This is a genomic window from Paenibacillus arenilitoris (assembly GCF_014705655.1).
In the GTDB taxonomy this organism is placed as follows: Bacteria; Bacillota; Bacilli; order Paenibacillales; family Paenibacillaceae; genus Pristimantibacillus; species Pristimantibacillus arenilitoris.
Genome location: NZ_JACXIY010000056.1, coordinates 1 through 19,174 on the forward strand (window position 1 = coordinate 1; position 19,174 = coordinate 19,174).

The following is a 19,174-nucleotide window of genomic DNA, read 5'->3' on the forward strand; positions in this document are numbered from 1 at the left end:
CGCCGTCGCCGCGGCGGCCGTGCCGCTGCTGCTGCGGCGGCTCGGCGTGCACGCGCTGCCGCTGACGGCGCGCGAGCTCGCGAACGCCGCGGAGCCGGCGCTCGGGGCGGAGCAGCAGGACGCGCTCCGCCGCCTCGTCGGCTGGCTCGAGGAGGCGCACTTCGCCGCTCCCGGGCCGTGGCCGGACGCGCCGCTGCCGTCGGCGCTGCGCAGCGTGCTGCGCGTGCTGAACAAGCGGACGGCAGCCAAGGCGAAGCCGTCCCCCGCGCCGCAGCAGGAGCCGCGGGACAAGCGCGCGTATGCAATCAAGTCCCAGAAGTAACTTGCAAGAATGACCCAATATTCGCGGATTGCGGCTATCGGGTCTTTTTTGTAACCGGCCGCATGGAAACTCCTCTTGGATCACGTTGTATGGTCTCCCCAGTCCCGCATTCCGCTCGAACGCAGCGCAATTCGTGCGAAATCGCCCTTATCCCGCCCAGTAACCCATATCTCTGGCAAATAAGTGCAATTAAGCCCTTATGCTTCCCCGTGCCGCCCCTACAACGCACTATGGCCCCCAAGTCATGCGGCGAACGAAGCCCCGCAAGCCCCGGAGGTTTCCGACAAATCTCCCGTCCATTCGCCTTGACTCGCTCAAAGCGCCTTATATATAATTACTACATCTATTGAGGGAGGCTCGGTCATGACGAAGCAAAATGAAATTATCGTTGTTCTCGATTTCGGAGGACAATACAACCAGTTAATTGCGCGCCGTATCCGCGATCTTGGCGTGTACAGCGAGCTGCTGCCTTACAATACGCCGGTGGAACGGATCCGCGAACTGCAGCCGAAGGGCATCGTATTCTCGGGAGGACCGGCAAGCGTATACGAACAAAACTCGCCGCTCGTCGATCCGGCGATCTACGACCTGAACATCCCGATCTTCGGCATCTGCTACGGCATGCAAATGATGTCGCACCAGCTGCAGGGCAAGGTGGAGCGCGCGGGCAAGCGCGAGTACGGCAAAGCGGAGGTCGAATTCGCGGAAGGCTCCCGCATCGGCTTCGGATTGGACAAGGTGCAAACCGTCTGGATGAGCCACGGCGACCATGTTACCGAGCTGCCCGAAGGGTTCCGAGTCGACGCCAGCACGGAGCATGCTCCGGTCGCGGCGATGAGCCATCCGGACCGCCATTTCTACGCGGTGCAGTTCCATCCGGAAGTGCGCCACTCCGAGTTCGGCAACGAAATGATCCGCAATTTCCTGTATAACGTGTGCGATTGCGACGGCAACTGGACGATGGAGTCGTTCATCGAAGACACGATACAGGAAATCCGCGCCCAGGTCGGCGACAAAAAAGTGCTCTGCGCCCTGTCCGGCGGCGTCGATTCGTCCGTCGTGGCGATTCTTCTTCATAAAGCGATCGGCGACCAGCTCACTTGCATGTTCATCGACCATGGCCTGCTGCGCAAAGGCGAAGCGGAAGGCGTCATGGAAACCTTCGTCGGCAAGTTCGATATGAAGGTGCTGAAGATCGACGCGCAGGAGCGTTTCCTCGGCAAGCTGAAGGGCGTCGACGATCCGGAGCAGAAGCGCAAAATCATCGGCAACGAGTTCATCTACGCGTTCCAGGAGGAGTCGGGCAAGCTGGACGATTTCGAATTCCTGGCTCAAGGCACGCTGTATACCGACATCGTCGAGAGCGGCACCGCCACGGCGCAGACGATCAAGTCCCACCACAACGTCGGCGGCCTGCCGGAGGACATTAAGTTCAAGCTGGTCGAGCCGCTCAAAGCGCTGTTCAAGGACGAGGTCCGCAAAGTAGGCGAGGAGTGCGGCCTTCCGGAAGCGATCGTATGGCGCCAGCCGTTCCCGGGTCCGGGTCTGGCGATCCGCGTCCTCGGCGAAGTGACCGAGGAGAAGCTTCACATCGTCCGCGAATCCGACGCGATTCTCCGCGACGAGATTGCCAAAGCCGGCCTCGACCGCGAAATTTGGCAATACTTTACGGCGCTTCCGAATATGAAGAGCGTCGGCGTTATGGGCGACGCCCGCACGTATTCCTATACCGTCGGCATCCGTGCCGTAACGTCGATTGACGGCATGACGGCGGACTGGGCGCGCATCCCTTGGGACGTGCTCGAGAAAATTTCCGTCCGTATCGTCAACGAAGTCGAGAACGTCAACCGTATCGTGTACGACGTTACTTCGAAGCCGCCGGCGACGATCGAGTGGGAGTAAGTTACTTTTGTGCAAAACGCCTTTCCGACGCCTGGTTAGCCGGCCCGGAGAGGCGTTTTCTTTGTGCGCGGCGCCCGGTTGGTTGCGCGCTTAAATCCGAATAATGCAGATATCTATTGTCATTATCGTTCGTTGAAGTTGTTGACAAAAAGCACGTCCTCTTTATAAAATTGTAATCGGAAAACAACAACGGCATATCTTTTCGTATAATCTCAAGAATCGGCTTGAGAGTCTCTACTCGGTCACCGTAAATGACCTGGCTACGAAAACGGAGGGAAAGTCCGCAGCGGTCCGGCGGGTATACTTTTCCCCTTTTTGCAGAGCCTAGGAGAAATGCGCAGTTTGCATTTTTTTCTAGGCTTCTTGTTTGTTCCAACACATTTTTGGGAGGTCTGTAATCAAAATGGAACGTTTCTTTCGGTTAAAGGAACACGGAACAAATGTCAGGACAGAGATCATGGCGGGACTGACGACTTTCATGACGATGGCTTACATATTGGCCGTCAATCCGATCATCCTTACTCCGGCCGGTCTCGACTGGACGGCGGTATTCCTCGCGACGGCGCTTGCCGCGGGTATTTTTACGATCGCCATGGGCTTGTTCGTCAACTTCCCGGTCGCGCTCGCGCCGGGCATGGGTCTCAACGCGTACTTCGCTTCGGTCGTTATCGCTTCGGCGGCGACGGGCGAGCCGATCAGTCCGGGGATGGGGCTGACGGCGGTATTCATTTCCGGTATTATTTTCATCATTTTGACGGTGACGCAAATTCGCCAAATGCTCATTACGGCCGTGCCGGACAGCCTGAAGCACGCGATAACGGTCGGCATCGGCTTGTTCATTACGATTATCGGCTTGAAAAACAGCGGTCTCATGACGGTCGCCGTATCGAGCTTCACGGATATTAAGGCCGGCGCGTTCACGCCGGTCAGCGGCTCGGAGACGGTCATCCAGCTCGGCAGCTTCCATGACGGCTCGGTCGTGCTGACGGTCGTGGCGCTGCTGCTCATCGGCATTCTTATGGTTATGCGCGTCCCCGGCGCGATTTTGTTCGGCATTCTCGGCACGACGGTCATCGGCATGTTGACGGGCCAGGTCGACGTCGCGGCCGCATTTAAGGATCAAACATGGGTACCCGACTTCTCCAAAATGAATTTCTGGCACTTCGACTTCGCCGGCGTGTTCGAGGTCGGTCTCGTGACGGTCATTCTGACGTTCACGTTCGTCGAGCTGTTCGACACCTTCGGCACGCTCGTCGGCACGGCTAACCGCGCCGGCGTTATGAAAAATCCGGAGGAAGGCAAGAAGCGCATCGGCAAAGCGATGTTCGTCGACGCGATCGGCGTAAGCGGCGGCGCAGTGCTCGGCACGAGCACGGTTACGGCGTACGTGGAGAGCTCCGCGGGCATCGCGCAGGGCGGACGCACGGGCCTTACGGCCGTGACGACCGGCATCTGCTTCCTGCTCGCGATCTTCCTGTCCCCGATCGTGGCGCTCGTGCCGGGCGCGGCGACGGCCGCGGCGCTGATCATCGTCGGCGTGCTGATGATGCAATCGGTGAAGGAAATCGACTTCTCGGATATGGTGTACGCGATTCCTTCGTTCTTCACCTTGGCGCTCATGCCGTTCACGTACAGCATCGCGAACGGCATCTCGTTCGGCATCGTGTCGTACGTGCTGCTTGCGACGGTGGCGAATCTATCGGGCAAAACCAAGCAAAAATACAATGTCCATTGGCTCATGTGGACTCTCGCGGTGCTCGTGATCGGCCGCTACGTGTTCATGGGCGGGGAGTAAAGTTGAAGTGGCAGCGCTGGACCGGCGCTGCTTTTTTTTGCGTTCGGCGAGGCGGATGGCCGGTACGCGTCTGCTGGCCGGTGTCGGCAAGAGTTATACCGGTTACGCGTCTGAGGGCCGGTGTCGGTAAGAGACAAACCGTTTACACGTCTGCTGGCCGGTGTCGGCAAGAGACAAGCCGGTTATGCGTCTACGGTGCCAACGCCGATATTCTACATAGGCGTGTGCCATGGCGCTATACTGGATTTTATCCCATATAGTAGCTGGTTATGAGCCGCGTTAGGTTCTATACTGGATTTGATCCAGCATTTTCGGCGTTAAACGGCTATTTTTGTCCGTTTTGGCTTTTTATAATGGATAGAATCCACTATTGTAGGCGAATAGCGCTTCGGGAGGCGAAAGTTACTGCAGAAATCCAGGATAGGTTGCGGAGGAGAGCGTTGCTTCGGCGCGGGGAGCTAATGCCGAGGAGGAAAGATGTGCTGCACAGGCGTGGGAGAACGAGGGCAGGGAAAAGTCGTTGTTTCGGCGAGGTGAGATGGCATCGTGAAGAAGGGATGCTTCCGCGCGGAGGAAAGGCGCCGATAACAGCGGAAGAAAATAGAGGTAACATTTAAGTGAAACGCCGTACGTTACGGGGAAAGGAGCGCGTCATGTTAAGGGTTGATCTGAACTGCGATATGGGGGAAGGGTTCGGCGTATACCGCGTCGGCGCGGACGCGGAGCTGATGAAATACATCACGTCGACCAATATCGCCTGCGGCTTTCATGCGGGAGACGCGGCAACGATTCGCGCTACGGTGCGATTGGCGCTGGAGCACGGCGTGGCGATCGGCGCGCATCCGGGGCTGCCTGATCTGGCCGGTTTCGGCAGGCGCGAGATGAGCATTACGCCGAAGGAGGCGTACGAGATGACCGTGTACCAGATCGGCGCGGTCGGCGCGTTCGCGAGCTCGGAAGGAGGGCGGCTCGTCCACGTGAAGCCGCATGGCGCGCTGTATAATATGGCGGCGAAGAACAAGGCGCTTGCCGAAGCGATCGCCGAGGCGGTCTACAAAGTCGACCCGAGGCTTATGCTGTTCGGGCTCTCGGGCAGCGAGCTTGTGCGCGCGGGCGATGCGATCGGCCTCCGGACGGCGAACGAGGTGTTCGCGGACCGGGCTTACGAAGCGGACGGCTCGCTATCGCCGCGCGGCGCGGAAGGCGCGGTCATCCACGATCCGGCGCTTGCCGCGGAGCAGGCGCTCGGGATGGTCAAGCGGGGCGTTGTTCGGACGCGGCAGCGGAGCGATTTTGCGCTGAAGGCGGATACCGTATGCGTGCACGGGGATACGCCCGGAGCCGTCGCCCACGCGATGCGGCTGAGGGAAGCTTTGGAGACGGAAGGCATAGCGGTGCGGGGAGCGGGGGAGCGCGATGACTAATGCGGATCGGGGCTGGGAGCTGCTCCCCCTCGGAGACGGAGCGTTATTGATCCGTTTCGGCGATGCGATCGACGAAGCGTTGAATCGCACCGTTCACGCGTTCGCGGCCCGTTTGGAGAAGGAGCCTTTTGCCGGGATGATCGAGTGCGTGCCGGCCTTTGCTTCGGTTGCGGTCCATTATGAACCATTGACGGTCATGAGGAGCCGATCCCAAGACGAAGCCAGGCACGAAACGGTCTATGAAACGGTGTATGCAAGAGTGGAGCGGGTGCTGGACTCGTTCGTAGCGGCCGACGCGATGGAAGAGAGGACGGTTATCGAGATTCCGGTCTGCTACGGGGACGAGCTTGGCCCGGATCTGGCTTTTGTCGCGGCGCATTGCGGCCTTTCGGAAGACGAGGTAATCGCCATTCATTCGGGAGGCGCCTATGTCGTCCATATGATCGGCTTCGCGCCGGGCTTTCCTTATTTGGGCGGGATGTCCGAGCGGATAGCCGCGCCGAGGCGTCAGACGCCGAGGACGATCATCCCGGCAGGCAGCGTCGGCATAGCCGGCAAGCAGACCGGGGTTTACCCCATCGCGACTCCCGGAGGCTGGCAGCTGATCGGCCGTACGCCGCTTGCGCTGTTCCGTCCGGAGCGGGCTATTCCGAGCTTGCTTCATGCGGGGCATGAGGTGAGGTTCAAGCCGATTTCAAGATCGGACTACGACCGTTACGGGGAGGGAGCGCGATGAGCTTGACCGTTCTTCGTCCCGGCATGCTGACGACGGTCCAGGACCTCGGCCGGTACGGGTATCAAAAATACGGCGTCGTCGCGGGAGGAGCGCTCGATACGGGGGCGGCGCGCGTCGCCAACCTGCTTGTCGGCAACGACGATCGGGAGGCGGTGCTGGAAATTACATTAGGCGGGGCGTCGTTTGCGATCGATCGGCCTATGATTATCGCGGTAAGCGGCGGCGATTTGTCGGCAACGCTCGATGGCAGCCCTTTGCCGCTCTGGCGCCCGGTCTATGCGAAAGCCGGCTCGGTGCTCAGCTTCGGCGCCTGCGCTTCGGGCTGCCGCACCTACTTGGCCGCAGGGGGAGGCTTCGACGTGCCGGAGGTGATGGGCAGCCGGAGCACGTACTTGCGCGGAGCGGTCGGCGGCTTCGCTGGACGGGCGCTGAAGGCGGACGACGAGCTTGGCGTCCGGCCGCCGAACGGGAGGACGATGCGGCTGGCGTCCCTGATCGCCAGCGCCGTCCGGGAAGACGGCTTGGCCGCGGCGAGCTGGCATGCCTCGCATTTTGCGGTGGCCGGCTCCGCGGAGGAGCAGGTCGTCCGCGCGGTGCCGGGCACCCATTACGATCGGTTCACGCTCGAAAGCCGCGAAGCGTTGTTCGGGCAAAGCTACCGGATCGGCGCGCAGTCCGATCGGATGGGCTGCCGCCTGGAAGGCGAGACGAAGCTTCTCCTATCGTTGCCGCTCGAGCTGTTGTCGGAGGCGGTCGCCCTTGGAACGGTGCAGGCGCCGCCGGACGGCGACCCGATCGTGCTGCTGGCCGACCGGCAGACGACCGGCGGCTATCCGCGCATCGCGCAGGTCGCGTCGGTCGACATCGCCGTGCTCGCCCAGCTGAAGCCGGGCAGCCGCTTCCGGTTCGAGGCGATCGCGCAGACGGAGGCGGAGCGGCTTTATGTGGCCGGCGAGCGCGATCTCCGGCTGCTGCGGGCCGCCGTCTCGCTGAAGCTGCGCCCGCTTGCCTGAGACCGGCTTGCGGGGAAGACGGCGGGGCCGGCGAGGGGATCAGGTCTATAAATTAGACCTGATCACGACAATCCGCCGCAATAGAGGGTAAATCGAGTGGCGCGAGGGGAATCAGATCTAAAAATTAGATCTGATGAAGAGATTTTGGTTCGTTTTGGACGATCAGGTCTATAAATTAGACCTGATCGCAAAAATCCGCCGCAACAGAGCCCAAGTCGAGCGGCGCGAGCGGAATCAGATCTAAAAATTAGATCTGATTCAGCAAATTTGGTTAGTTTTGAGAAATCAGGTCTAAAAATTAGATCTGATCCCAAAAATCCGCCGCAACAGAGGCCAAATCGAGCGGCGCGAGGGGAATCAGATCTAAAAATTAGATCTGATGAAGAGATTTTGGTTCGTTTTGGATGATCAGGTCTATAAATTTGACCTGATCCCAAAAATCCGCCGCAACAGAGCCCAAGTCGAGTGGCGCGAGGGGAATCAGATCTAAAAATCAGATCTGATTCAGCAATTATGGTTAAAAATCCCCCGCAACAGCCCCCAACACAAGCGGCGCAGCGGGCAGCGGTTCACGCAAAACATGCGCAACAAAGCCAGCCCCCGGGCCGCGCATCGCGCAAAAAAAAACGGTGACGCTGCCTTCGACAGGCGGCGTCACCGTTTCAAGGAGTGCTTCAGCACCATCATGAGGTTGCCGGGCTTCTCGGCCAGCCGGCGGGTGAAGTACGGGTACCACATGACGCCGTACGGGACGTAGCAGCGGATGCGGTAGCCCTCCTTGGCCAGCTTCGCCTGCTCGCCCATGCGGAGGCCGTACAGCATTTGGAATTCGAAGGCGCGCTTCGGGATGCCCCGCGTGCGGACGTACGTTTTCACCCACTCGATGATGGCGTCGTCGTGGGTGGCCACCGCCGTATAAGCGCCTTTGTCCAGATGGAGCTTGATGATGCTTTTGAAGCTGCCTTCAACCTCGCTCGGCTTCTGATAAGCCACGTCGTCCGCTTCCTTGTAGGCGCCCTTGACGAGCCGGAGACTAACGCCCTCGTCCAGCAGCTCGCGGGCGTCCCGCGCGGTGCGGAACAGATACGCCTGCAGGACGGTGCCGACGTTCGTAAGGCCTTCCTTGCGGAGACGCCTCACCATATCGATCGTCGCCTGCGTGTACGGCGTATTCTCCATGTCGATGCGGACGAAATTCCGGCGGCTTCTGGCGTGCTTCACGACTTCGCGGATATTCGCGTAGCAAGCGGCCGGATCGAGCGCGAGCCCCATCTGGGTCGGCTTAAGCGAGACGTTCGAGCGCAGCTTCTTCTCCGCGATGCCCTCCAGCAGCTTCAAGTATTGCTCCTTGTAGGCTTCGGCCTCTCCGATCTGCCGAATGCCCTCGCCCAGATGGTCGAGCGTCGCCATAATGCCGAGCTTGCCGAGCCTATCGACCTCGGCCAGCGCCTGCTCGAGCGTCTCCCCGGCGACGAACCTCCCGGCCAGCCTTTTGCCGTACGCGACCGACAGCTTCTCCACGAGCGGGATGCCCGCGACCGTCAGCAGCGATTTGCGGTACCATTTCGATCCGATGCCCATCCGTAATGCCCCCTTCCCTAACAAGCAGGAGTCCGATTCGGCGGCCCGGTATTAGTATATTCCGAAATGACGCGCGTAGCGCTAAGCGGGTGATCTATTTAAAAAACAAAAAGTGCGTCGGCAGCTTGCGGAGCTGCCCGTCCGAAGGCTTGTTCACGACTTTTCCGTTAAAAACGAGCGAGGAGGAGCCGCCGCCGTCAAGGTTGTAGCCGTCGACCGCGCCGTACCGCTGCAGCAGCAGCTGCATCTCCCCGAGCGTGGCGCCGGAGCTGCCCGATTCGTTGTAGCCGTCGGCGATCAGGAACAGCAGCTGGTCGTCCTTGTAATTGGCGATGACGGTGCGCGGCGCGCGCTTCGGGCTGTTCTGCCACTTCGCCGGAATCGGCTGCGGCGCCCCGCCGCGGAGCAGCACCGGTACGAACGTGGCGCCGAACTTCGGCTTCTTGGCGTCGAGCTGCCCCTTCGTCGGAAATTTGCCGCCGACCAGCTCGTTCTTGTCGTTCAGGCCGACGAAAAACAAATTGTCGCGCGGCGCTTCGAAAGCCGTTACGTATTCGCCGTCCACGATCGTCGTGCCGAGCGGGTAGCGCTTGCCGCGTCCGTCCGCGAAGCCGCCGGCGTTGACGCCGGCAACCGCGCCGTGCCGGCTTGCCGCCGCGAGCGTCGTCTCCGCCTTGCCGAGCGCGTCGCCGCCGAGCGTCATCGTCATGGCGTCGGCGCTTTTGAGCTTCACCTTCAGCGCGTAAGCTTTGAAGTTCGCGGCTTGTATGTAGAACAGCTGGGCTCTCAGCTTGTCCGATTCGATCGTGGCCGCCGGCTTGCCGAGCTTATTCGTAATATTGCGGTCGTAGACGATCAGCGGCTTCATCGCCTGCGAGGCGGCCATCGACGAAATTTTGGCCATTTCGGCGTTCGTCTGATTGTACAGCTTGATCTGCTTCTGAATCGATTCGCGAGTCTGCTCGGCGGTCTCTTGCGCCCGGTCGAGTCCGAGCGAAGCCGGAGAGATGTCCGCTTCCGGCAGCATCGACTGTTCCGCCTTGGCAGCGGGGAAGGCGGCGTCTGACAACTCGATGACGATATCGGACATCATCAGCCAGAGCATAATGCCGAGGAACGGCGCGCAGGCGAGCAGAGCCGTCCGGTTGAGCGCTTTGACGGTCAGGTTCATTTGAGCACTTCCAAACTTTTTTGCAATTCGTTCAGCTGTTTTTTCACTTCGTTCAATTGCGTGTACAGCTTGTTGCTGTTGTCGGTTTTGGAATCGGCGTTGTCCTTCGTGAAGGTGAGCAGCTCGTTCAGCGCGTCGACCTTCGCCTTGAGCTCCGCGAGATCGTTCGTGTAGTTCGTCTCAAGCTCGAGCATGCGGGCTTCGTACGTCTGCTGCATCGCGGCGATCTGGCCGGCGGTTTGCTGCTCGAGGCTCTCGGCGATCGTTAGCTGGATGCGGTCCGTGTACCATTTGGCCCCGTATAGACCGGAGCATATAATAATAAGCCAGATGCAGAAGAAGAGGAGCAAGCTGCGGTTGCCCTTCTTCCTGCGCGTCTTCTTGTCCGTTTGGCTCGCGGCGCGTTGTTCCAAAATCAAATCACTCATACGATTCATTCACCTCTCCTGTTAGTCACTTGCTCGATAGAACGGATGAACGAACGGCAAGCAAAGTTTCATAGCATTAGACACCCGGAACGGTCAAATAGTTGCGGTTTGTCACCCTTTTGTAACAAAGAGTTTGCTAGATTGCCGTCAACCGAAAGTGGAAAATAATACAATTCTTTCTCGCTTTCGGAACCTTTCTCCCGTTTGCCGCGTCTAACTGAACGGATTGCGGCGGCAGCCGCCGCATGCCGGGAGGAGAGAGAGGATGAAGCAGGGGAACATAGGGAAGAGCGGCGCGCGTCTGGCGAAAAGCATGCTGGCGGCGGGACTTGCCGTCACGCTTGCCGGAGCGGCGTTTGGGCCGCAGGGGGCGCATGCCGCGGGAGGCAGGAAGCCGGCCCATATCATATTCGCGCACGGAGAGAAGCGCATCGAGGTCAACGGCAAGGCGCAGTCCTTGGCGGCGCCGCCGCCGGTCATCAAGGGCGTCACGATGATTCCGGTGCGCACGATCGCGGGCGCGGTCGGGGCAAAGGTTTACAACGACGGGAAAGGCACTCATATCGATACATACGCGAATAAAGTGACGCTGAACGCGGGAATGCGCGGGGCGCGCCGCAATGACGGCTACGTTTTGCTGAACGCCGCGCCGACGCGCATCAACGGAACGATGCATGTGCCGCTGTCCGTCATTAAGCAGCTGTGGAACGGCGGCTACGTGTTCGACGCGAAGCTGAAGCGGGTCTATATTACGATCCAGCCCGACCCGAACGCGGCTCCGGTCGCCGAATTCGAGGCTCCGGCCGTCGTGAAGCGGGGCGAGCCCGTAACGTTCTCGGATAACAGCCATGATCCGGACGGAACGATCGCCAAGACGGAATGGACGGGGCGCAAAGGCGCGTATTTCGAGCCGGGCGTCTATGCCGTGACGCAGACCGTCACCGACAACGAAGGGCTTCGCAGCTCCGCGACGCGGGAAATTACGGTGACGGACGAGGTGATGTACAGCCCGTTCGACTATTACATGCGCTACGGCAACCCGGGCGACAAATTCGCGGTCGACACGAGGCTGATGAACAGCTTTGCCGAAGTCGCGACGGCGGAGTCGCGGGGCGGACGTACGCTGTACATGTCGAACGCGCCGGAACGCTTCTTCGGCGAAGGGCTGCTCTACGAGGACGAGCTGGACGGCGACAGCCGTCTGTTCCTTCATCACCGCAACGGCTCCCCGGAACGGCTGAAGGCGGCCGTCGTCGTGACGAACGAGCAGAGCGAGCCGGTCAAAGCGACGATCGGGAACCGGGGCTTCGCGGGCCCGAGCGTCAATGCGCTGCAGTTCGGCTCCGCCGCGGTGCTCCGCTATTTGAACGGCGCCGCGCCGCGCGAGCTCGAGCTTGCGCCGGGCGCCTCGGCCGTGCTGCTGCCGGAGCTGGAGAAGCTGGTTATGAATCCGGACGACGGCTTCTCCGCCATGCTCGACGTCGATTCGGATGGGCCGCTCACCTTCACGACGATGGCGCTGCGCGAAGGCGCGGATCCGGTTGCCGCGCTCGCGAGCCTGCCTGCGCTCGAGAAGGTCGGCAACCGGGGAACGTTCGAGGATACGGATTTGCTGATCGAGGCGGACGAGCCGCTCGGCGTAACCGAGCGGAAGCTGCGGCTCGGGCACCGCGGGACGTCGATTCCGGGCGTCGACGCGCTGACGGGCGAGGCAACGGTGGACGGCGGGGAGTACGGGGCGGTGACGACGATCAAGTTGACGAACGTCGCCTACGGCACGCGGATTGTGCTGAATCCGCGCGCGGGCAATTTCCAGGGCGCGGTCGCGGTGAACGGGAAGGTCGTCGGCGCGCCTGCGGCCGGACACGCGAATCCCGGCGAGGGCGTTCTTCTCTACCGCCAGGAGAAGCCGGAAGGGGCGGACGCCGCGGCGCTTCCCGCGCCGCCGGAAGTGACGATTACGTATTCGTCGCCGGGCGCGAGCGCGCTGCCGGTGCTGCTCGTCTTTTTCCCGGGCGGCGCATTCGAATAAGGGCAAGAGGAGGACGGGCCGCGGCTTTTAAGCGGAAGTCCTCCTCTTATTTTGTTGTACCTCACTCTCTGATGTATAATAAAAATGGTTACAGTTTGTTATGACCTTAAGGAGGGCGATCGGCATGGATCAACCAAATCTTAATAGCGGCAAAGGCCGCAAGGAAGCGAAAGCGATGTTCGCGGGAGGCTGCTTCTGGTGCATGGTCTCCCCGTTCGAAGAGATGCCGGGCATCATTTCGGTCGTATCCGGCTATACCGGCGGCCATACCGAGAATCCGACGTACGAGGAGGTATGCTCGGAGACGACGGGCCACGCCGAGGCGGTGCAAATCACGTACGATCCCGACGTGTTCCCGTACGAGAAGCTGCTCGACATCTATTGGCGGCAGATCGATCCGACCGACGCGGGCGGCCAATTCCACGACCGGGGCGAATCGTACCGGACCGGCATTTATTATTACGACGAGGAGCAGCGCAGGCTGGCGCTCGAATCCAAGCGGGCGCTCGAGGCGAGCGGGCGCTTCGACAAGCCGGTCGTCACGGAGATCGAGCCTGCGGGATCCTTTTATCCGGCGGAGGACTATCACCAGGGGTACCACAAGACGAATCCGTTCCGTTATAAAATGTACCGCAAAGGCTCCGGGCGCGACGCCTTCATCTCGAAGCATTGGACGGTGAAGAAGGATGCCGGCGAGCTGAAGCGGCGCCTGACGCCGATCCAATACGAGGTGACGCAAAACAGCGGAACGGAGCGTCCGTTCACCGGCGAATATTGGGACCACGCGGAAGAAGGGATTTACGTCGACATCGTGTCGGGCGAGCCGCTGTTCAGCTCGCGCGACAAGTACGACGCCGGCTGCGGCTGGCCGAGCTTCACGAAGCCGCTGCAGAAGTCGGCGGTTACGGAGCACACCGACACGAGCCATTACATGGTGCGGGTCGAGGTGCGCAGCAAGGAAGGCGATTCCCATCTCGGCCACGTGTTCGACGACGGCCCGCAGCCGACGGGCTTACGGTATTGCATCAACTCCGCCTCGCTGCGTTTCGTAGCCAAAGCGGATTTGGAGAAGGAAGGATACGGGGAGTATCTTTCCCTGTTCGAGTAACGCGATAGAGCCGGGAGGCCAAGGAGGAATCGGAAATGAACGTAGAAGAAGCGATTCGCACGCGGAGATCGATCGGGCGAGTGAAGCAGGATCCGATCGAACGATCGGCGATCGAGCGGCTGCTTGAGGCGGCGGCTTGGGCGCCGAGCCACCATAATACGCAGCCGTGGACGTTTATCGTCATGACGGGCGAAGGAAGGGCGAAGCTCGGCGAAGGGTACGCCCGCGTCGCTGCCGCGTCCATGCCGGAGCTGAGCGGAGAGGAGCTGGAAGCAAGGCTCGCGAAGGAGCGGCAGAAGGCTTACCGCGCGCCGGTCGTCATCGCGGCCGCATGCTCGCCGTCCGGCGATCCGTGCGCGGTTCTCGCGGAGGAGCTCGCGGCAGCGCACGCCGCCGTGCAGAACCTGCTGCTTGCCGCGCACGCTAGCGGGCTCGGCGCGATTTGGCGGTCGGGCGATCCGATGTACCACCCGCTTATGCAGGAGGCGTTCGGGCTGAGCGGCGAGCAGCGGCTTGTCGGGTTCATTTATGTCGGCGTACCGGACATGGCCGCGCCGGAGCCGAAGCGCGTCCCGCCGGCCGCGAAGACCGTGTGGGTGGAATAGCGCGAGCCTGCCGCCCGGTTCGTCTCTCGTTTTATTGCCAAGCTGCTTCGGTTTCATTATACTAAACGCAGTTGAACAATACGGATTAAGGGACGGATTCCAATGGACTTGGGCAACAAAATCAAAAAGCTGCGGCTGGAGCAGAACCGCAACATGACGGAAATCGCCGAAGCGTGCGGCTTCTCCAAAAGCCTGCTTTCCAAAATCGAAAACGGTAAAACGATTCCGCCCATCGCGACGCTGATGAAGATCGCCGACGCCCTCGGCACCAAGGTGTCGATCCTGCTCGACGACCAGCAGGTGACGGGAACCGTCTATACGCCGAAGGAGACGAGCCAATCCCGGCTGGTCAAGACGGACAAAGGGTATTCCTTCCACGCTTTCGCCGTCGAGCGGGGCGACAAGCTGATGCAGCCGTTCCTGTTCGTCTGCCGCAAGGGCGAGGATGACAAACGCAAGGTGTTCAGCCACCAGGGCGAGGAGTTCATCTTCATCCTGGAGGGCGAAATGCGCTATAAGGTAGGGAACGTCGAATATACGCTCAGGCCGGGCGACAGCCTTTATTTCGATTCCTTGGACAAGCACGCGCTGTTCCCCGTGACGACGGAAGTGAAATATTTGGCCGTATTTACGCAGTCGAAGCCGGAAGACGGACCGGAAGCGGAGTAGGGGATGAATCGGTAAGAAACGATGTGAGGAGACGCTGCCCGCGAGCGTCTCTTTTTTTTGCGCGAAATCCCCGAATGGCGTATCTTGCGCACCGCAAACAATAAAGAAAGCGATTGCAGGAAAAAGGACGATGTACTATAATCAAAGTAATTCAACTATGTTTACTATAAGGAAACTAATTTATTTTTCATTCAACGAGGGCTGTTAATGGCGAATGCGCATTTCAGTCTATGATCGGCAAAGGGGGATCGGTCAGAGAGCTGCGAAACGCGAAATCCAAATTCGACATGGAGGGGAAATCCGAAGTGGAAAACGTTTATCCCATGAAATATAACTTCGAATTCGACGACAAATTGAAAGTGTGCTTTATCGGCGCGGGCGGGCATTCGTTCCGGAACGTGTACCCGACGTTCCAATACGCGCCGGTTGATCTGGCGGCGATTTGCGACGTCGACGGCGAGCGGGCGGCGGCTTACGCGCGGCAGTTCGGCGCAAGGGCGTCGTACACCGATTACAGAGAAATGCTGGAGAAGGAGAAGCCGGATGCCGTCTTTATCGTAACCGCGTATCATCCCGACGGCCGAGTGCAGGCGACGGACATCGCGCTGGACGCGCTGAAGGCCGGCGTGCACGTATGGATGGAGAAGCCGACGGCGGCAAGCGCGGCTGAGGTCCGGCAGCTGATGCAAGCGAGCCAGGAGCATAACCGGTTCGTCATGACCGGGCTGAAAAAAGTGTTTTTTCCGGCAATCGCCAAAGTGAAGGAAATTATAAGCTCGCCCGAATTCGGGACGCCGTCCTCCATTTACGTCCGTTATCCGCAAAGCATGCCGGAATTGTCCCGGCGCGCCGACTTGAGAAACCTGACGGGCCTGCTCGACCATATTTACCACCCCGGCGCCGTCCTCCATTATTTGATGGGCAAGATCGGCACGATGAGCTATCAGAGAGAGCCGTTCAGCGGCGGATCGGTAACGACCTTCCGCTTCCTTAGCGGCGCGGTAGGCACGCTTCATATGACGGCCGGCAGCTCCGTCAGCAGCCCGCTCGAACGCGTGGAGGTCATCGGCGGCGGCTGCAACGTCGTGGCGGACAACGGGGTCAAGGTAACCTATTATCGCAAGGCTTCCCTCCCGCCGTACGGAAGAGCGGCCTCCTATCTTGTCGACGATCAAGCGGCGCCGCTCCACTGGGAACCGGAATTTTCGCTTGGCCAGCTGTACAACAAAAATATTTTTTACTTGGGCTACGTGCCGGAGGTGCTCCACTTCTGCGAGAGCGTGCTTGCGGGCAAACCGCCTCGGAAAGGGACGCTTGAGGACTCGCTGGAAATCGTCAAGCTGTTTGAAGCGTATCGCTGCACGCCCGAAGGGGAGACGGCCGTTATCAATGAAAGCTAAACCGGTAGGGGAGGCGGAAGCATGGCGCAAAAAGCGCTCCTGATCGGCGCATTGGATACGAAGGGCGAGGAATTCCTGGCTGCCATGGGACGAATTTACGGACGAATTGCGGAATGACGCGAAATTCCAACAGATCATCGAGGAGCTGAACGAGTCCTATCGGAAGCGATTGAACGGCTGACCGCTTGCCGGCGCGCCGCAAGCGCAAATACGGTATTGGCCAAAAGGGCTGCCGCTCTATCAGCGGCAGCCCGTCGGCGCTTCTATAACCGAATGATGGCAGGCTAATAGGTCCAGTAATACCTTAGATCCGCATGCCAGCCGTTGTTCGGGAAGTAATTATGGATGATATAGGCCGGACCGATGCCTTTGGCCAAAATATGGTCCCGTTCGATTCGGAGCTGCATCGGTCCCCCGACGTTCCCGTTGCCGTCGTTATTGTCCTTCCAAACCTCGTATTGCTTGATGCAGATCCGATCCTGAAAGTACTTGTTGTCGCACCAATTGCCGGACGGCTCGAACCACACCTGCTTATGGTAGAAGTCGACATTCGTGCCGCCGGGGATAAGGATCTGTCCCCACGCCTCGAGGCAGTACGGCTCCGACTGGATGTTCCACTTCACGTAATGCTGCTTTCCGCCCTCGACCTTGGGCAGGGGCTTCATGTTCCGGCAAGCGACGTCCCCGATCTGCTCGCGGGTAACGCGCTGCTTGAGAAACCCGCTGTTGTTGCCGAAGCCGTCCAGCAGAATCCATTGCCCGTCGTCGCTCATTTCGAACTTTTCATAGTTGGCCGGCGGCCAGCTGCCGGGGTCTCCCCATCTGATGTGCGACACGCCCCCGCCTTGAGGTTCCCAAGCCCATTGGTTGCGCCAATTGCCGGACCAGAATTGGCCCGCGCTCCGCTCGAACATGCGGGAGAAATCCCCGTACGTCCCTAGAGATTGCGCCTGCTGCACGGTGGTTGCCGCCGCGCCGCTTGCCGCCGCCGGCGATGCCGCAGGAACGGCTTTGCCGTTATCGGCCGCCACGCCAATGAGCAGCACGCAGGCAAGAATAAAGACGGTGACTACTTGTTTTAACATAAAACTCGAATTCCCTCCCGTTTTGTATAAATCGTAAAGAACTTTATACTTTACCGATATAGCTTAGCATGCGGGAACGATCGACAAAGCGATTCTTAAAAATATTTAACCTGGTTAAGCGGACGACATGGCACGGCAAAGAAGGACTGCCCGCGATCCCGGGAGTCCCTCTATGCAGGAGAATCGGCTTGCTTCTATCGAATTTCGCCGAGAGGACGAAATCCTCTGCGGGCGGCGTGAATCATACCAGCTTCTTGATCGTGAAGTTGGCGTTCAGCACGTACCAGTTCTGCGGGAAGGGGACGCCGAGCACCCAGTAGCTGACGCCGCGCAGCTTGTAAGCTTTGACGACGTTGAACTTCGCCTGCACGCTGCGCGCGTCCTCGAACCAGACGACATGCTCGCGGCCCTCCCGGTCGTAATAATTGTAATAGGGCGATTGCCCCTCTTCGTCGTAGCGGATCGTCCCGCCGAACTCGGCCGCGCGCTCCACGGCTTCCTTCGGGGAGACGGTCGGCGCCCATTTGGCGCCCTGCACGTAAGGCAGCGTCCAGTCGTAGCCGTACAACGGCATGCCCATGAGGATTTTCTCGGGCGGAATGACGGTCACGGCATAGTTCAGCACCTTCACGACCTCGTTGAGCGGAGCGACGGCGCGAGGCGGCCCGCCGGACCAGCCCCATTCGTAGGTCATGAGCACGACGAAATCGACGATTCGGCCGTGGGCCGGATAATCGTGCGCCTCGTAAAGCGTTCCCGTCTGCGTGGCGCTGATTTTCGGGGCAAGGCATGTCGAGACGAGATAGTTGTGCGGATGCAGGGCGTCGACGAGCCGCTGGAGAAACGCGTTATACGCCTCCCGGTCGGCCGGGCGGACATATTCGAAATCGACGTTCAGCGCCTGATAGCCCTTCTGCCTCATCGTGGCGAGTATGTTCGCGATAAGCCTCTCCTGCGCGGCTGTATCCGAAAGCACCGCGTGCGCGATATCCGAGCTGAACGTGCCGTTCTCGAAATTCGTGATGACCATCATGGGGGCGACGCGATTCGCGTAAGCCGCGTTAATGACCGCGGCGTCGTCCAGGCCGGAGAACGTCCCGTCCGCGCGGACGCGGTGGCTGAACGGGCTTAAATACGTTAAGTATTCGCCGATTTCCTCGACAATCGCCACGCCCGGCGGTCCGAATTTCTCCGTGTAGGCGTTGACCTCGATCACGGGCTTCGCGGCCTGGGGGATAACGAGCGTCTGTCCGGTATTAATGAGAGCGGGGTTCGTGATTCGATTGGCCGCGGCAAGCTCCTGAATCGTGACGCCGTACCGCTGCGCGATCAGCCATAGCGTCTCGCCGGAGAGCACCGTGTGGCTGGCCGCTTCCGTCGGGATAATGACCGATTGGCCGACGACGAGCGCATTCTGATTATCGATGCCGTTCGCGGCGGCGATTTCGTTCACGGTGACGCCGTACCGCTGGGACATCCGGTACAAGGTATCGCCCCTCTGCACGACATGAATCTGCACCTTACCAAACCTCCTTATTCGATCGTTAGCCGAAGCTTGTTCGGCGCATCCGCTTTATCCGGCATGAGGCCGGAGCAGCATCTCCTATAACTGTATTCAAAGAAAACCGTTCCTAGTCTGCCATAGATCGGGAACGGCTTTTAATCAGGCTTAAGAATAAAAAAGGATCCTCGAAGCTGTAGGAACGTCTATAGCTGGGAACAATACGGTGGCGGGAGTTTGAAATGCGATTGAGGTCCGGGTTGCCGCCGTCAAGTAGAGCCGCCGCGAGTTGCTTGGCATGGGCGATGCCGGAATTGCCGGCCGGTGCGCACTGAAGCACGCGGCAAGGGGCGGCGTTAAGAAGCCGATCGGCCCAATTCGCGGCCGCGCCTTCCTGTTATT

Annotated in this window: 16 protein-coding genes and 1 riboswitch; of the genes, 11 read left to right on the plus strand and 5 right to left on the minus strand. The window is 59.9% G+C overall.

What is annotated here, in order from left to right; genetic code table 11:
* The 6 genes from IDH41_RS29420 to IDH41_RS29445 all read left to right on the plus strand — a co-directional run.
* Positions 1-322, plus strand: a 322-nt coding sequence (locus IDH41_RS29420; RefSeq protein WP_190867620.1) for a hypothetical protein, incomplete at its 5' end; no start/stop codon positions are given.
* 363 nt (positions 323-685) lie between these two features.
* A complete protein-coding gene (gene guaA, locus IDH41_RS29425) occupies positions 686-2,224 on the plus strand; it encodes a glutamine-hydrolyzing GMP synthase (protein WP_190867622.1) in 1,539 nt (512 codons plus the stop codon).
* Positions 2,225-2,406: 182 nt separating this feature from the next.
* Positions 2,407-2,507, plus strand: a riboswitch (purine riboswitch).
* Positions 2,508-2,627: 120 nt separating this feature from the next.
* Positions 2,628-4,019 (plus strand): NCS2 family permease, encoded by a 1,392-nt coding sequence (locus tag IDH41_RS29430; RefSeq protein ID WP_190867624.1) that lies wholly within the window; start codon positions 2,628-2,630, stop codon positions 4,017-4,019.
* Between the two features lie 653 nt (positions 4,020-4,672).
* Positions 4,673-5,443 (plus strand): LamB/YcsF family protein, encoded by a 771-nt coding sequence (locus tag IDH41_RS29435; protein ID WP_190867626.1) that lies wholly within the window; start codon positions 4,673-4,675, stop codon positions 5,441-5,443.
* Entirely contained in the window at positions 5,436-6,179 is a 744-nt protein-coding gene (gene pxpB, locus IDH41_RS29440; RefSeq protein ID WP_190867628.1) for a 5-oxoprolinase subunit PxpB, read from the plus strand. Before IDH41_RS29435 ends, pxpB begins: the two co-directional genes overlap by 8 nt.
* A complete protein-coding gene (locus IDH41_RS29445) occupies positions 6,176-7,192 on the plus strand; it encodes a 5-oxoprolinase subunit C family protein (RefSeq protein ID WP_190867630.1) in 1,017 nt (338 codons plus the stop codon). The genes pxpB and IDH41_RS29445 overlap by 4 nt, the downstream gene beginning before the upstream one ends.
* Before the next feature lie 654 nt (positions 7,193-7,846).
* On the opposite strand, the gene IDH41_RS29450 is transcribed toward IDH41_RS29445, so the two are convergent.
* The 3 genes from IDH41_RS29450 to IDH41_RS29460 form a co-directional block, all read right to left on the minus strand.
* A complete protein-coding gene (locus IDH41_RS29450; RefSeq protein WP_190867632.1) occupies positions 7,847-8,773 on the minus strand; it encodes a proline dehydrogenase family protein in 927 nt (308 codons plus the stop codon).
* Between the two features lie 94 nt (positions 8,774-8,867).
* A complete protein-coding gene (locus tag IDH41_RS29455; RefSeq protein ID WP_190867634.1) occupies positions 8,868-9,944 on the minus strand; it encodes a phosphodiester glycosidase family protein in 1,077 nt (358 codons plus the stop codon).
* Complete coding sequence (locus tag IDH41_RS29460; protein WP_223830173.1) at positions 9,941-10,381, minus strand: hypothetical protein; 441 nt, start codon at positions 10,379-10,381, stop codon at positions 9,941-9,943. The genes IDH41_RS29455 and IDH41_RS29460 overlap by 4 nt, the downstream gene beginning before the upstream one ends.
* 256 nt (positions 10,382-10,637) lie before the next feature.
* Here IDH41_RS29460 and IDH41_RS29465 point away from each other — a divergent pair, with 256 nt between their 5' ends.
* From IDH41_RS29465 to IDH41_RS29485, 5 genes are all read left to right on the plus strand, one after another.
* Entirely contained in the window at positions 10,638-12,404 is a 1,767-nt protein-coding gene (locus IDH41_RS29465) for a stalk domain-containing protein (protein WP_190867636.1), read from the plus strand.
* Between the two features lie 124 nt (positions 12,405-12,528).
* Complete coding sequence (msrB, locus tag IDH41_RS29470) at positions 12,529-13,512, plus strand: peptide-methionine (R)-S-oxide reductase MsrB (RefSeq protein ID WP_190867638.1); 984 nt, start codon at positions 12,529-12,531, stop codon at positions 13,510-13,512.
* Positions 13,513-13,547: 35 nt separating this feature from the next.
* Complete coding sequence (locus IDH41_RS29475; RefSeq protein ID WP_190867639.1) at positions 13,548-14,117, plus strand: nitroreductase family protein; 570 nt, start codon at positions 13,548-13,550, stop codon at positions 14,115-14,117.
* Positions 14,118-14,219: 102 nt separating this feature from the next.
* Positions 14,220-14,786: a helix-turn-helix domain-containing protein gene (locus IDH41_RS29480; protein WP_190867641.1), complete on the plus strand. Its 567-nt coding sequence runs from the start codon at positions 14,220-14,222 to the stop codon at positions 14,784-14,786.
* A gap of 305 nt (positions 14,787-15,091) precedes the next feature.
* On the plus strand, positions 15,092-16,186 hold the full coding sequence (locus IDH41_RS29485) for a Gfo/Idh/MocA family protein (RefSeq protein ID WP_317890841.1): 1,095 nt from the start codon (positions 15,092-15,094) through the stop codon (positions 16,184-16,186).
* Between the two features lie 284 nt (positions 16,187-16,470).
* Here the strand turns inward: IDH41_RS29485 and IDH41_RS29490 are convergent, their stop codons facing one another.
* Complete coding sequence (locus IDH41_RS29490) at positions 16,471-17,271, minus strand: hypothetical protein (protein ID WP_190867643.1); 801 nt, start codon at positions 17,269-17,271, stop codon at positions 16,471-16,473.
* Positions 17,272-17,512: 241 nt separating this feature from the next.
* Positions 17,513-18,790, minus strand: coding sequence for a LysM peptidoglycan-binding domain-containing protein (locus tag IDH41_RS29495; RefSeq protein ID WP_190867645.1), 1,278 nt, complete (start codon positions 18,788-18,790; stop codon positions 17,513-17,515).
* Positions 18,791-19,174: the final 384 nt, after the last annotated feature.

Excerpts from the sequence above, each read along its gene's own strand:
- guaA (WP_190867622.1), top strand. The coding sequence starts at position 686 with ATGACGAAGCAAAATGAAATTATCGTTGTTCTCGATTTCGGAGGACAA.
- IDH41_RS29430 (WP_190867624.1), top strand. The coding sequence starts at position 2,628 with ATGGAACGTTTCTTTCGGTTAAAGGAACACGGAACAAATGTCAGGACA.
- IDH41_RS29435 (WP_190867626.1), top strand. The coding sequence starts at position 4,673 with ATGTTAAGGGTTGATCTGAACTGCGATATGGGGGAAGGGTTCGGCGTA.
- pxpB (WP_190867628.1), top strand. The coding sequence starts at position 5,436 with ATGACTAATGCGGATCGGGGCTGGGAGCTGCTCCCCCTCGGAGACGGA.
- IDH41_RS29445 (WP_190867630.1), top strand. The coding sequence starts at position 6,176 with ATGAGCTTGACCGTTCTTCGTCCCGGCATGCTGACGACGGTCCAGGAC.
- IDH41_RS29450 (WP_190867632.1), bottom strand. The coding sequence starts at position 8,773 with ATGGGCATCGGATCGAAATGGTACCGCAAATCGCTGCTGACGGTCGCG.
- IDH41_RS29455 (WP_190867634.1), bottom strand. The coding sequence starts at position 9,944 with ATGAACCTGACCGTCAAAGCGCTCAACCGGACGGCTCTGCTCGCCTGC.
- IDH41_RS29460 (WP_223830173.1), bottom strand. The coding sequence starts at position 10,381 with ATGAATCGTATGAGTGATTTGATTTTGGAACAACGCGCCGCGAGCCAA.
- IDH41_RS29465 (WP_190867636.1), top strand. The coding sequence starts at position 10,638 with ATGAAGCAGGGGAACATAGGGAAGAGCGGCGCGCGTCTGGCGAAAAGC.
- msrB (WP_190867638.1), top strand. The coding sequence starts at position 12,529 with ATGGATCAACCAAATCTTAATAGCGGCAAAGGCCGCAAGGAAGCGAAA.
- IDH41_RS29475 (WP_190867639.1), top strand. The coding sequence starts at position 13,548 with ATGAACGTAGAAGAAGCGATTCGCACGCGGAGATCGATCGGGCGAGTG.
- IDH41_RS29480 (WP_190867641.1), top strand. The coding sequence starts at position 14,220 with ATGGACTTGGGCAACAAAATCAAAAAGCTGCGGCTGGAGCAGAACCGC.
- IDH41_RS29490 (WP_190867643.1), bottom strand. The coding sequence starts at position 17,271 with ATGTTAAAACAAGTAGTCACCGTCTTTATTCTTGCCTGCGTGCTGCTC.